General features: G+C 69.1%; 11 protein-coding genes and 2 pseudogenes. 8 read left to right on the top strand and 5 right to left on the bottom strand.

The annotated features are described in order from the left end of the window. Positions 1-60 precede the first annotated feature (60 nt). Positions 61-333, bottom strand: coding sequence for a hypothetical protein (locus tag FNH08_RS53635; RefSeq protein WP_322725609.1), 273 nt, complete (start codon positions 331-333; stop codon positions 61-63). Between FNH08_RS53635 and FNH08_RS28370 the strand changes: the two genes are divergently transcribed. From FNH08_RS28370 to FNH08_RS28360, 3 genes are all read left to right on the top strand, one after another. Next, on the top strand, positions 332-742 hold the full coding sequence (locus FNH08_RS28370; RefSeq protein ID WP_322725607.1) for a cyclophilin-like fold protein: 411 nt from the start codon (positions 332-334) through the stop codon (positions 740-742). The two genes, FNH08_RS53635 and FNH08_RS28370, sit on opposite strands and share 2 nt — an antisense overlap. Beyond that, the gene (locus tag FNH08_RS28365; RefSeq protein ID WP_152774378.1) at positions 726-1,493 is read left to right on the top strand and encodes a glucose 1-dehydrogenase; all 768 of its coding nucleotides are present in this window, start codon (positions 726-728) and stop codon (positions 1,491-1,493) included. Before FNH08_RS28370 ends, FNH08_RS28365 begins: the two co-directional genes overlap by 17 nt. A gap of 65 nt (positions 1,494-1,558) precedes the next feature. Further along, entirely contained in the window at positions 1,559-2,386 is an 828-nt protein-coding gene (locus FNH08_RS28360) for a helix-turn-helix domain-containing protein (protein WP_228034403.1), read from the top strand. Between the two features lie 137 nt (positions 2,387-2,523). On the opposite strand, the gene FNH08_RS28355 is transcribed toward FNH08_RS28360, so the two are convergent. Both FNH08_RS28355 and FNH08_RS28350 read right to left on the bottom strand, forming a co-directional pair. Beyond that, on the bottom strand, positions 2,524-3,195 hold the full coding sequence (locus FNH08_RS28355; RefSeq protein WP_152774373.1) for a DUF6308 family protein: 672 nt from the start codon (positions 3,193-3,195) through the stop codon (positions 2,524-2,526). Next, a complete protein-coding gene (locus tag FNH08_RS28350; RefSeq protein WP_152774372.1) occupies positions 3,192-4,418 on the bottom strand; it encodes a VWA domain-containing protein in 1,227 nt (408 codons plus the stop codon). Before FNH08_RS28350 ends, FNH08_RS28355 begins: the two co-directional genes overlap by 4 nt. 694 nt (positions 4,419-5,112) lie before the next feature. On the opposite strand from FNH08_RS28350, the pseudogene FNH08_RS54100 reads away from it, so the two are divergent. After that, a pseudogene (locus FNH08_RS54100) lies at positions 5,113-6,015 on the top strand (TerD family protein); the annotation flags it as partial. A 314-nt stretch (positions 6,016-6,329) separates the two neighbouring features. On the opposite strand, the gene FNH08_RS28340 reads toward FNH08_RS54100, so the two are convergent. Both FNH08_RS28340 and FNH08_RS28335 read right to left on the bottom strand, forming a co-directional pair. After that, positions 6,330-7,517, bottom strand: a complete 1,188-nt coding sequence (locus FNH08_RS28340; protein WP_152774371.1) for a polyamine ABC transporter substrate-binding protein — start codon at positions 7,515-7,517, stop codon at positions 6,330-6,332. A 166-nt stretch (positions 7,518-7,683) separates the two neighbouring features. Next, positions 7,684-9,129, bottom strand: a complete 1,446-nt coding sequence (locus tag FNH08_RS28335) for a gamma-aminobutyraldehyde dehydrogenase (protein ID WP_322725606.1) — start codon at positions 9,127-9,129, stop codon at positions 7,684-7,686. A gap of 199 nt (positions 9,130-9,328) precedes the next feature. On the opposite strand from FNH08_RS28335, the gene FNH08_RS28330 reads away from it, so the two are divergent. The 4 genes and pseudogenes from FNH08_RS28330 to FNH08_RS52325 all read left to right on the top strand — a co-directional run. Then, a complete protein-coding gene (locus tag FNH08_RS28330) occupies positions 9,329-9,868 on the top strand; it encodes an Lrp/AsnC family transcriptional regulator (protein ID WP_322725604.1) in 540 nt (179 codons plus the stop codon). Between the two features lie 19 nt (positions 9,869-9,887). Further along, positions 9,888-11,261 (top strand): aspartate aminotransferase family protein, encoded by a 1,374-nt coding sequence (locus tag FNH08_RS28325; protein WP_322725602.1) that lies wholly within the window; start codon positions 9,888-9,890, stop codon positions 11,259-11,261. Positions 11,262-11,468: 207 nt separating this feature from the next. Then, the gene (locus FNH08_RS28320) at positions 11,469-12,206 is read left to right on the top strand and encodes an ABC transporter ATP-binding protein (protein ID WP_152774369.1); all 738 of its coding nucleotides are present in this window, start codon (positions 11,469-11,471) and stop codon (positions 12,204-12,206) included. After that, positions 12,188-13,563 (top strand): annotated as a pseudogene (locus FNH08_RS52325) (hypothetical protein); the annotation flags it as partial. The gene FNH08_RS28320 and the pseudogene FNH08_RS52325, both read left to right, overlap by 19 nt.

Below are 13,563 nucleotides of genomic sequence, written 5' to 3'. Positions count from 1 at the left end.
GTCTTGAGCGCTCCCTGGCCAGACGGGTTCGGCCGGAGGCGACGGGGAGGCCCCGAACCATCACTCCGGTGGAGAGGGTGCGCCCTCCCCGACGAGCAGTCGCCACCCCTGTCCCACCGACCCTTGGACGACGCCCATGCCCCCGGCCGCCCTTCGTGTCCTCACCCGCGCCATACCGGCCACCGCCCTGCTGATGGCCGTGACCGCCTGTGGCGAGGACCCGTCATCGACCTCCGCATCCTCCGCGTCCGCGTCCACGCCGCGGCAGACACCGACAGCCCCGGCATCGCCCGCCGCACCGTCCGCCAGGAACACCTCCGCGAGCACCTCCATGAACACCTCCATGAAGATCCGGCTCACCATCGACGGCCACCAGGTCGACGCCACCTTGAACGACAGCGCCACAGCCCGCGGCTTCGCCGCCCTGCTCCCGCTCACCCTCAACCTGAGCGACTTCCACCAGACGGAGAGGATCGCCGATCTGCCCCACCGCCTGTCCACCACCGGCGCACCGGAAGCAGCCGAAGCCAAGGCGGGTGACCTGGCCTACTACGCGCCCTGGGGAAACCTGGCCCTCTACTACCGCGACGGCGGCTCCAGCGACACCGGCCTGATCGTCCTCGGCCACGTGACCGACGGCGACACCGAGCGCCTTGCCACCGCCGAGAAGATCACCATCGAAGCTGCGTCTGGAGGAGAGGAACGCGATGAACCCCGAGAACGCGATGAACCCCACCTATGACTTCACCGGCCAGGTCGCCCTCGTCACCGGAGCGGGGTCCGGAATGGGCCTGGCGACCGCGCGCGCCTTCGCCGAGTCCGGGGCCGCCGTCGCCCTCACCGACCTCGACGAAGCCGCCGTGAACGCGGCCGCCAATGAGCTCACCGACGCGGGCCACCGGGCCCTCGCCCTCACCTGCGACGTCAGCGACGAGGGCCAGGTCGCCGCCGCGGTCGACCACACCGTCGAGACCTTCGGCCGACTCGACATGGCCTACAACAACGCGGGCATCCAGATCCCGCCCAGCGACGCCGCCGACGAACCCGCCGAGAGGTTCGACCACGTCAACGCGATCAACCTGCGCGGTGTCTGGGCCTGCATGAAGCACGAACTGCGGCACATGCGCGCCCAGGGCAGCGGCGCCATCGTCAACTGCTCCTCCCTCGGCGGCCTGGTCGGCCTGCCCGGCCGTGCCTCCTACCACGCCTCCAAGCACGGGGTGATCGGCCTGACCACCAGCGCCGCTCTCGAGTACGCCCCACGCGGCATCCGCGTCAACGCCGTGTGCCCCGGCACCATCGACACCCCCATGGTCAGCGACATGATCGCCAAGGGGGAACTCGACCGCGCCGAGGCCGAGGCCAACCAGCCCGTCAACCGGCTCGGCACCGCCGAGGAGATCGCCCAGGCCGTCCTGTGGCTGTGCAGCCCAGGAGCCGGTTTCGTCATCGGGGTCGCGCTGCCCGTCGACGGTGGCTACGTCGCCCGATGACACCGCGCCAACGTGCCATTCGAGTCGGCACGGCGAGCCTTGAGGAACTCCCCCAGTTCGTTCAGATGCGGGTTCCGGCTCATGACCTCAACCCCGCCGAACTGGGGCTTCCCGACAGCGGCCAACCGCGGCGGGTGCCGGGCCTGCGCCGTGAGGAAGTCGCTCTGCCGGCCGCCATCACCACCGACTACTACACGCGGATCGAGCAAGGTCGCCTATGGACGTCCGCCCCGCTTCTGGCCGAGCTCGCGCGGGTACTCCGTCTGAACGAGGACCAGCGCGCCTACCTGTTCGAGCTCGCGGGAAAGAGCGCGCCGCCACGCAGCAGTGTTCGGCAGGAGGTGGACACCCGACTCCAGAGCATGCTCGACGATCTCACCACCACCCCGGCGTTCGTGATCGGTCGCCGCACCCAGGTCGTGGGCTGGAACCGTCTGGCCGCCGCCCTGTTCGCCGATTTCGGGCGGATCCCGGAGGCGGAGCGGTTCTACCTGCGGCTGCTGTTCACCGACCCCGCGATGCACCGGCTGTACGTGGACTGGGAGGAAGTCACCCGGCTGGCCATCGCGCAACTGCGCATGGAGAGCGCCCGCTATCCCGACGATCCGCAGCTCGCCGCCCTGGTCGACGAACTCTCCGTGCGGGACGCGCGGTTCCGCGAGTGGTGGGCCGCCCACGATGTCGCCCTACGGACGATGGGAACCAAGAGGCTGCGCCATCCCGTCGTCGGTGAACTCACGCTCGACTGGCACACACTGTCCTGCGCCACCGACCCCGACCAGCACATCATCGTGTGGACCGCCCCGCCCCACTCCCCCTCCTGCGACGGTTTGCGCCTCCTGGCGTCCTGGGCCGCCGACCACAACCGGATGCCGTCCGGCAGTACCACGTAAGTCCTTTTCGTAAGGCCTTCTTCGAGAGGGAGATAGTTGGCACTTTGGTACACCGCAGGTCACAGGGTGTCTCGCCAGGAGCACGGGGGTCATCTGCTCTCCGGGCAGAGGGCTCCCTTGTGTATGGCCGACGGGCTTCAGGTCCCGATGCAGCTTCTCTGTTGATGGTCCGTACGGTGATGCATCCAGAGCACCACGTCGCACACCCGCAACGCACTGACGGTCGCGGGGAGGTCGGCGGACTGCCGTAGGGCCAACAGATCGCGGTGCAGCGCGTGATGGTCGGCACTCAGCGCACCATGCAGGTCGAGCCAGAACGACTCCGGCCGACCGAGAATGCAGCGAACGACCTGATCGTAGACGGGCAGCAGTCGCGGCCGCTTCCGGGCAAGGAGCTTGCCGGCCGTCACCCACCCGATTCCGGGCTGGTCGCAGAGGACGCGCCAGGCAGTGTGGGCCGGCGACCCTTCGGCCAGGTCGGCAGCCTCCGCTTCGACCATGTCGATGTCGAAGGGAACGCTGCTCAGCAGCTTGGACAACCGGACACCGAGGTCGCCTTCAAGGAGGGCGAGGGCGGCCTGTACGGGAATCCTGACCGACAGGGTCTGCACAGCGATCAGGTCGTCGGCGGTCACTACGTTCGCGACCGCCTGACGGTCCCCTCCGCCGGCCAGATGCTCGAAACGACTACCCGTGAACGGCGCTGCTTCCTCGAGCAGGCCGGTGCCGAAGTAGCGTCGGAGATTGGATTCGGCCTGATCAGATGTGATGAGGCTACTCAGTCGGTGGGTGAGCGGCGGTTGACTCAATGCCGCAACCAGGTGGCGAAGGCGTCGATGAGGCCTGCGTAGAACCGCTCGTCGGGCACCGATCCCGGGTTCTTGCTCGCGTCGTAGAAGGCGACGTTGGTGAATGAGGCGGAGACGGATGCGTTGAGGTTCTTGTAGAACGCGAGCTTGCCGCGACCGAATCCGACGAACAGCCAGAACACCCCGAGGGATGCGGTGTTCTGCAACAAGGAGCGGACCTCGGCCTTGTCCCAGGGCTCATCACCGACCTGAGTCACGATGAAGGCGGGATCAGCGGCCCCGGACTCCTGGTAGTGCCCTACTGCACGACGCATGGCGTCGGCGACATTGCCCCACCCCCAGTCGACCTGAGTGTGCAGCTGGCCGATGCGACCGCGGTAGTTGTCCAAGCGGATCTCCTCCAGGAATGGTTCCCGTCCGCTGGAGAAGACCACGGGCACCGTGCCGTCGTCATCGAGGTTGGCCGATAGCGCCAAGACACGCTCGGCGAAAGCTTGCACTGCGAATGACTCGTACAGCTCTTCCATGTGCCAGTCGTGATCCAGGATCAGGTACACCGCAGCCCGCCGGTTCGTGATGTCCCGGTCCGCAAGGGCCTTGCCGGCCTGTCGTGCTGGAGAGAGCAGTCCGGGGGCCAGCCGTTCGACCTTGGACAGGTCCACCGCAGGCCCCGCAGAACTCGAATTCTGGCGTCCTTGGGCGGGGAGTGGCACAGGGGTTGCGGCTGGCTCGGATTCGACATCGACGCCGTAGTCGGTCGCGAGACCAGCCAGACCGGAGGCGTAGCCCTGTCCCACTGCGCGGATCTTCCATCCGCCATCCCGTCGGTAGAGCTCCGCCAGAACCACGACCGTCTCCCCGGACGTGAAGTCCGGCGCTGTGAACGACCTGGTCGGCGAGCCTGTCTGGGTGATCGACAGAATCGGTGCACGGGTGAAGACCGCGCCCGGCTGCAGCGGATCGGCGCTCACCACGACAACCAGTCTGTCCACGTCAGTAGGCACGCGCACAAGATCGGCCGTGACCGCCGAGCCGGCGATTGACACGCCGTCCTGGGCCGGGTGGTTGTAGAAGACCAAGTCGTCGTCGCTCCGAACTCTGCCGTCCGCTTCGAGCAACAGTGCCGAGACGTCCGCAGCCAAGCCCTGAACCGACACCGTCAGTACCACCGGCGCCGTCAACAGCCCAGTGTTCTCCCCTTTACGCAACGACGTCGTCTGCATCCTCGCCCCCTTGATCGCCGAGAGGGAAACGGTAGACCCCTGATGCCCGACCGTCCCGGCTTTGGACAGAATTCGCCCCAGACGAACTTTCCCAGGGGCGGATGAGCCTCGCACGTACTCCCGAAGCATCGGCAAGTGCCACACTGTGCCCCCGGGGAAGGGGGTGGACCATGGGATTCGGATTCCGTGTCGGTGTGCCTGGGATGAGTGTGCGTGTCTCCACACGCGGTGTGCGGACCTCTGTGGGGCCACGTGCGGCGAGGCTCAGTGTGGGCAGCGGCGGAGCAAGGGTGTCGACGGGACTCGGCCCTTTCTACGCGTCCAGTTCCCTCAGCGGCAATCGTCGACGGACCACCACACGGCGTACCACGCAGACCCGGTCGGTCACTCCTTCGGCCGCCCAGTTGGAGCGGGTGCACCGCCAGGCGGAAAGAGCACAACAGGAGGCGGAGCGCGACGCCGCCATCGCTCAACTGCAAGAGTTGAGACTGCAGATGACCAGCGTCCGCCCCTGATCCCGGTCGCTCCGCAGCTCGGTCTGCCATGGGCACTCGCCGAGGCCCAGACGTTCCACCTGCAAGGAGTGGGCCGCCTGGCACGGGCCGAGCGCGCTACCGCCAAACAGCGCGCCCAGCAGGACGCTCCCGAGTACCTGGCCGCGGAGACGGCACGTCTGCACGCCGCCCGGGAACAGATGGTCACCGAGGCCGGACAGTGGTGGCAGGCACTGCTCTCCAACGACGAGGCCACCGTCTGCGAGGCAGTGAACACCGCCTTCTCCGACAATCCGGCCGCCGGCTGCGCAGTCGGCGTGGACGGCTCCGTCCTGTCGGTCGTCATGCGACAGCAGGACCTCGACACGATGCCCACCCAAACCGCCGGCCTCACACCCAGCGGGCGCCCCACTCTGAAGAACCTCACCAAACGCGACCGGATCCTGTGGTGGCTGACGGCCATGGGCTCCAACATCGTCGCCACGCTCAAAGAGGGCTTCGCAACAGCGCCCGGCATCGAAGCCATCGACCTGGCCGTCCTCACTCGCCTGCCCGACACTCAGCGACTCGGCTTTGTCGCCTACGGCCGCTGGACACGGCCCGCGATCGAGTCGACGCCTTGGCGCGAGCCGGAGGACGCCCTGCGCTTCCTGGACATCGGTCAGGACCTGGCCTGCTCCGTCACCACCACCGCCTCCGGCAACTTCTCGAGCACGCTCAAGCCTCTGGACACCACCCGCGTACCTGGCCTCCAAGACCTGCTGGACGGCGCCCAAGACACCGCCGACTCCGGCGAGCCCTCCCTCGCCGACCTGGACATCACCCTCGGCGCCAACACACCCTCCGAGCCCCCGGCCAGGGCCGACGACCCGTACCGGATCAGGTCATTCGCCGAATGGAAGCAACAGGCTCTCTCCCCGACACATCCCACGCCCGTTGCTCCTCCGACCGCGTCCACAGTGCTCGTTCCGGGCCAGACCCTCGTCCTGCCCGAGGAAGCCTGGCAGGGACTTCGCGTCTCCTTCAGCTTCGCCGGCGCCGACGCCGACCTCACCCTGTTCCTGGTCGGGAACGACGGCCGGGTCTCCGGTGACGAGGACTTCGTCTTCTACAACCAGCCGTCCGCTGCCGGCGGTGGCGCACGCCTCCGCGCCTCCAACGTTGCCGAAGTCCAGGCCGCAGTTGAGGGTCGGCAGGGACGGCTGGACAATGCACTCGGTCACCAGCCGACTCGTCGGTGCCGCCCCCGCCTGATGCCCCGACGCTGGTTCCAACTCCCGTGGCCAGGTTCCAACTACCGTGTCCGGGCTCAGAAGAGGTGCGGACAGCAGGCGTGGCTACAGCCAACTATCCCTCTTTTGTGCCAACTAGAAATCCTCGTCACAACAGCCGGGGTTCCCGGCCTCACAGCCCCGCCTCACAACCCCACAATCGCGTTCCACTGCTTCGCGAACTCTTTCCGCTCCCCCGACGTGATGTCACGAGCGATGGCCAGGCGGCGGCGCATGGCGGTGTCGGGGAAGATCAGGGGGTCCTCGGCGAGGGCGGCGGTGTCCTTGTCCTTGGCGGAGGCGAGGACGTCCTGGGCGGCGGGGACCGGGCAGACGTAGTTGACCCAGGCGGCCAGTTCGGCGGCGACCTCGGGCTCGTAGTAGTAGTCGACCAGTCGTTCCGCGTTGGCCTTGTGGCGGGCGAGGTTGGGGATCATCAGGGACTCGGACCAGAGTTCCGCGCCCTCCTCGGGGACGACGAAGCGGATGTCCGGGTTGTCCGCCTGCAACTGGATCACATCGCCCGAGTACGCCTGGCAGGCCAGGACGTCTCCGCTGACCAGGTCCTTCGTGTAGTCGTTGCCGGTGAAGCGCCGGATGTGGCCGTCGTGGACGCGGGCCTCCACCTGGTCGCAGACCGTGTGGAAGTCGTCCGCCGTCCAGCGCGTGATGTCGACGCCGTTGCCCTGCATGAGCAGCGCGAACGCCTCGTCGAGCCCCGACAACAGCGTCACGCGGCCCTTCAGGTCGTCCGCCCACAGGTCCGAGACGTGGCGTATCTCCCGGCCGAGCCTGCGCCGGTCGTACGCGAGGCCGGTGATCCCGGACTGCCAGGGCACGGTGTACCGGCGTCCGGGGTCGAAGGCCGGCGAACGCAGCAGTGGATCCAGGTACTTGGTGACGTTGGGTCGGCTCGCCCGGTCCATCTCCTGGACCCAGCCCAGGCGGACGAAGCGGGCGCACATCCAGTCGCTGATGACGATCAGGTCCCGGCCCGTCGGCTGATGGTTCATCAGGGCCGGGCTGATCTTGCCGAAGAACTCGTCGTTGTCGTTGATCTCCTCGACGTAGTCCACCGAGATGCCGGTACGCCGCTCGAACGCGTCCAGCGTGGGCCGCTTCGACTCGTCGGAGTCGTCCGTGTCGATGTACAGCGGCCAGTTGGCGAACGTCAGCCGCCTCTCGCGCGCCGACAGGTCGTCGGCCGCCCGGTCGCCGGGCGCCACGTACGCGGCGGGCACCCCGCAGCCGGCGAGAGCGCCGAGCACCGCGCCACCGCCCAGGGCGCGCAGCAGGGAGCGGCGGTTGAGGAGGGCGGGCTGTGCACGGGACATCCGGGAAGCATGCCGGTGCGGAGGGAGTACGGGCAACGGGCACCCGGCAGCCGCTATTCGTAGAGAGGCCGTCCATTGGCTCTGGAGTCCCAGCGACACGCCAAGGGCACGGCGTGTCGCTGGGACTCAGAAGCCGATTACTCTCTCCCGGTTGCTCTCTCCCGGCTCAGCCCAGTGACGTCATCACGTGCTTGATCCGCGTGTAGTCGTCGAAACCGTACGCCGACAGGTCCTTGCCGTACCCGGACTTCTTGAAGCCGCCGTGGGGCATCTCCGCGACCAGCGCGATGTGCGTGTTGATCCACACACAGCCGAAGTCGAGCGCCTTGGACAGCCGCATCGCGCGCCCGTGGTCCTTGGTCCAGACGGAGGAGGCGAGGGCGTACTCGACGCCGTTCGCCCACTGGATGGCCTGGGCCTCGTCCGAGAAGGACTGGACGGTGATGACCGGTCCGAAGACCTCGTTCTGGATGATCTCGTCGTCCTGCTTCAGGCCGGAGACGACGGTCGCCGCGTAGAAGTAGCCCTTCTCGCCTACCTGGTGCCCCCCGGACTCGACCTTGGCGTGGGCGGGCAGCCGCTCGATGAAGCCGGAGACCTGCTTGAGCTGGTTCGGGTTGTTGAGCGGGCCGTACAGCACGTCCTCGTCGTCCGGGTGCCCGGTCTTCGTCTCGGCGGCGGCCTTGGCGAGCGCGGCCACGAACTCGTCGTGGATGGACTCCTGGACCAGGACGCGGGTGGCGGCCGTACAGTCCTGGCCGGCGTTGAAGAAGCCCGCGACCGAGATGTCCTCGACGGCCTTGGGGATGTCGGCGTCCTCGAAGACGACGACCGGGGCCTTGCCGCCCAGCTCCAGGTGGACGCGCTTGATGTCCTTGGACGCTGACTCGGCGACCTGCATGCCGGCGCGTACGGAGCCGGTGATGGACGCCATCGCCGGAATGTCGTGCTCCACCATCATCCGGCCGGTGTCGCGGTCGCCGGTGATGACGTTGAAGACGCCCTTGGGCACGATCGAGCCGATGATCTCGGCGATGAGGACCGTGGAGGCCGGGGTGGTGTCCGAGGGCTTGAGGACGACCGTGTTGCCCGCGGCGAGCGCCGGGGCGAACTTCCACACGGCCATCATCATCGGGTAGTTCCAGGGGGCGACCTGGGCGCAGACACCGACCGGCTCGCGGCGGATGATCGACGTCATGCCGTCCATGTACTCGCCGGCCGCGCGCCCCTCCAGCATCCGGGCGGCGCCCGCGAAGAAGCGGATCTGGTCGACCATGGGCGGGATCTCCTCGGTGCGGGTCAGCCCGACGGGCTTGCCCGTGTTCTCCACCTCGGCCGCGATGAGTTCCTCCGCCCGCTCCTCGAAGGCGTCCGCGATCTTCAGCAGGGCCTTCTGGCGCTCGGCGGGAGTCGCGTCGCGCCAGGCCGGGAAGGCCCTGGCCGCGGCCTCCATCGCGGCGTCGACGTCCGCCTGCCCGGACAGCGGCGCCGTCGCGTAGGCCTCGCCGGTCACGGGATTGACGACCTCGGTGGTCCGCCCGTCGGCGGCGTCGCGGAATTCACCGTCGATGTAGTTGCGCAACTTGCGCAGCCGTCCCAGCTCGGTGCTCACTGCCGGCCCTCCAAGTCCTGGTGTCCCGGTGTCCCCGAACCCGCACAGGCCCGGGTGTCCAACCTCTGAGACACCCACACTAGTCCGCCGAGCCACGTTTTCAACAGCAGCGATCCCGACAGAGCTACGGAATTCGCAAGTTCAAGGCGCGTAAACAACGAATTTCATCGATCGATCCTTGCGAAACTGTCGACTCCTCGTGCACAGTGAGCCTGTGGCCAGTCGAAGCGCAGACCCCAGGGACTCCAGGGACGCCCGCGAGCCCAGGAACGGCACTTCCAGGAACGGCACTCAGCACCTGGATGCCGTCTCCCTCGCCATCATCGAGCAGCTCCAAGAGGACGGCCGACGGCCGTACGCCGCGATCGGCAAGGCGGTGGGCCTCTCCGAGGCGGCCGTGCGCCAGCGCGTCCAGAAGCTGCTCGACCAGGGCGTGATGCAGATCGTCGCCGTCACGGACCCGCTCACCGTGGGCTTCCGCCGCCAGGCGATGGTCGGTGTCAACGTCGAGGGCGACGTGGAGTCCGTGGCCGACGCGCTGAGCGACATGGGCGAGTGCGAGTACGTGGTGATGACCGCCGGCTCCTTCGATCTGATGGTGGAGATCGTCTGCGAGGACGACGACCACCTCCTGGAGGTCATCAACAAACGCATCCGGGCCGTTCCCGGCGTGCGCTCCACCGAGAGCTTCGTCTACCTGAAGCTCAAGAAGCAGACCTACATGTGGGGAACCCGATGATCGTGAGGATCCGATAACCGTGAGTACCGACAGTCCCCAGGACCTCAGCCGGACCGCGTACGACCACCTGTGGATGCACTTCACCCGCATGTCCGCGTACGAGAAGTCCCCCGTCCCCACCATCGTCCGGGGCGAGGGCACCCACATCTACGACGACAAGGGGAAGCGGTACCTCGACGGTCTCGCCGGCCTGTTCGTGGTGCAGGCGGGGCACGGCCGCACGGAGCTCGCGGAGACCGCTTTCAAGCAGGCGCAGGAGCTGGCCTTCTTCCCGGTGTGGTCCTACGCCCACCCGAAGGCCGTCGAGCTGGCCGAGCGCCTCGCGCACCACGCGCCCGGTGACCTGAACAAGGTCTTCTTCACCACCGGCGGCGGCGAGGCGGTCGAGACCGCCTGGAAGCTCGCCAAGCAGTACTTCAAGCTCACGGGCAAGCCGACCAAGTACAAGGTCATCTCCCGCGCGGTCGCCTATCACGGCACCCCGCAAGGCGCCCTGTCCATCACGGGCCTGCCCGCCCTCAAGGCACCCTTCGAGCCGCTCGTCCCGGGCGCCCACAAGGTCCCGAACACCAACATCTACCGCGCCCCGATCTTCGGCGACGACCCGGAGGCCTTCGGCCGCTGGGCCGCCGACCAGATCGAGCAGCAGATCCTCTTCGAGGGCCCGGACACGGTCGCGGCGGTCTTCCTGGAGCCCGTGCAGAACGCGGGCGGCTGCTTCCCGCCCCCGCCCGGCTACTTCCAGCGGGTCCGCGAGATCTGCGACCAGTACGACGTGCTGCTGGTCTCGGACGAGGTCATCTGCGCCTTCGGCCGGCTCGGCACGATGTTCGCCTGCGACAAGTTCGGCTACGTCCCGGACATGATCACCTGTGCCAAGGGCATGACCTCGGGCTACTCCCCGATAGGCGCGTGCGTCATCTCGGACCGCATAGCCGAGCCCTTCTACAAGGGCGACAACACCTTCCTGCACGGCTACACCTTCGGCGGCCACCCTGTGTCCGCGGCGGTCGGCCTCGCCAACCTCGACCTGTTCGAGCGCGAGGGCCTGAACCAGCACGTGCTCGACAACGAAGCGGCCTTCCGGTCCACGCTGGAGAAGCTCCACGACCTGCCGATCGTCGGCGACGTCCGCGGCGACGGCTTCTTCTACGGCATCGAACTCGTCAAGGACAAGGCCACCAAGGAGACGTTCGACGACGAGGAGACCGAGCGGATCCTCTACGGCTTCCTGTCCAAGGCCCTCTTCGACAAGGGCCTGTACTGCCGCGCCGACGACCGAGGCGACCCGGTCGTCCAGCTCGCGCCGCCGCTGATCTCGGACCAGGGGACGTTCGACGAGATCGAGCAGATCCTGCGGGAGACGCTGTCGGAGGCGTGGACCAAGCTGTGACCGTCGCGGCTCCGATGAGCTGATCCTGTGATCAACACCGGCCCCGGCGTCTGCCGTTCGAGTGAGAAACGGCGGCCCGGGGCCGCGTGCTGTCCGACCCCGCTCCACCCGCTGCCTAGCGTGCCCAGTGACCGATCGGCTCTGCCTTCGTTCCCCCGGATGGGGGACTCCCCACGGCAATACTGATCTGAACCGAGGTGTACGCCCATGGTGGCCCCGCCGGACAACGACGTGCTCTGGGCACGTGGCCTGACCCACGCCCACGACGGCTCGCCCGCGCTTCACGGGGTGTCGCTCGGCGTCCGCGAGGGCGAGATCCTCGCGGTCAGCGGTCCACGCGGCAGCGGCAAGACCACGCTCCTGCGGTGCCTGTCGGGACAGGTCCTGCCGCAGCAGGGCGAGGTGTGGTTCAACAGCACGCCCGTGCACACCATGCGGCCACTGGCCCGCGAGCGGCTGCGCAGGGACCGCTTCGGCTGGATCGACCCCGAGCCCGCCCTCGTGCCCGAACTGACCGCCTGGGAGAACGCCGCCCTGCCGCTGATGCTGCGGGGCACCGCCCGCCGTGCCGCCAAGACCGCCGCGCTGGAGTGGCTGGAGCGCCTGGACATCGGCGGCTGCGCCCGCAAGCGCCCGCACGCCCTGCTGTACTCCGAGCGCCAGCGCGTGGTCGTCGCCCGCGCGCTGGTCGGCTCCCCCACGGTGCTCTTCGCGGACGAGCCGACAGCGCCACTGCACCGCGCCGAGTGCGCCCACGTCCTGCGGACCCTCACCGCGGCGGCCCGTTCGCACGGGATCACGGTCGTCCTCGCCACGCACTGCGCGGACACCGCCGCGCTGGCCGACCGTACGGTGTCACTGCTCGACGGACGGCGCGTGCACAACGTCCGCCTGCCCCAGCCCCCCGAGGCGGAAGGCCGGGCCGCGTGCTCGCTCTCCGTCTAGCGCGCGGCGCCGGCCCCGCCCTCCACCTGCGCCGGCTGTTGGTCACCGCGGCGTCGGCGGGCACGGGCTTCCTGCTGCTGTGCGCGCTGGGGCACGCGCTGGCGCACCCGGACGCACCCGCCGGTTCCGTACTGCGGCTCGTGTGGTGCGGGGCGCCGCTGGCCGCCACGGTGCACTTCTCGGTGACGGTCGCCCGTACGGATCCCGGGACGCGTCCCCGGCCGGGCCTCTCGGCCATCGGCCTCGGCCCGGCCCGTCTGATGGCCGTCTCGGCGCTGACGACAGCCCTGTCGACCACGCTCGGCTCGCTGCTGGCCCTGCTGTGCTACCTCCACCTGCGCGGCGACCTGGTGGGTGCCCCGTTCCACGGCCCGGCCCCGGACGCCCTGGCCGCCGACCGCTCCCTGCCCCTCCCGGCGGCCGTCACCCTGCTGTCGCTGGTCCCGCTGATCGCCTCACTGGCGACCGCGCTGGTGCTGCGCCCCCGGGGCGGCACGCCGGGACGCCCGCGTCAACCGGGCGGAGTCCGGCGGGCGGCTGCCGCCGTACGAGGGGAAGCGAAAGCCCAGGCCGGCGACGGGCACCGCGCCAGGGGACGCTCGGCAGCGTCCCGTCCCGAAGACACGGAACACCCGACCGCCACGCAACACGACAGCCGCGACCACCTGGCCGCCTCCGGATACGACGGCCGTGACCACCCGGCCTCGCCCGGATACGACGGCCGCGACCACCCGGCCTCTCCCGACCACGACAGCCCTGACCGCTTGGCCGTCCCCGGCCACGACGGCCGTGACCACTTGGCCGCCTCCGGATACGACGGCCGTGACCACCCGGCCGCCCGCGACCACGACAGCCCTGACCGCTTGGCCGCCTCCGGCCACGATGGCCGTAACCACCCGGCCTCTCCCGACCACGACAGCCCTGACCGCTTGGCCGTCCCCGGCCACGACGGCCGTAACCACCCGGCCTCGCCCGACCACGACAGCCCTGACCACCTAGCCACCCCCGGCCACGAAGCCCCCGAATACGCGGTCGGCCTCGGGCACGAAGCCCCCGGGCGCCCGGTCGCCGCCCAGCACCAGGGCACGCGACAGCTCGGCGCCCGCGACGCCCACGCCAACGCCAACGCCAACTCCCATGCCCACGCCAGCGCCCACATCCACGCCAACACCCGCACCCGCGCCCAGACCCTCGCCCGGCGTGGTGACACCGGCGCGCACGCCCTGTCCGAGGCGGCCCTGTTCGAGGCGACCCTGGTCGAGGCGTCGGGTCCGGGTGTGTCCGGCTCGTACGCCCCGGCGCGCGGGGCCGCCTGGACCACCCGGGCCGCCCGGGAGTCGGACCCCTACCGCTCCAC

The organism is Streptomyces spongiae, assembly GCF_009377185.1.
Lineage (GTDB): Bacteria > Actinomycetota > Actinomycetes > Streptomycetales > Streptomycetaceae > Streptomyces > Streptomyces spongiae.
The sequence above is the reverse complement of the archived record's forward strand: the minus strand, read 5'-3'. Positions and strand labels throughout refer to the sequence as shown.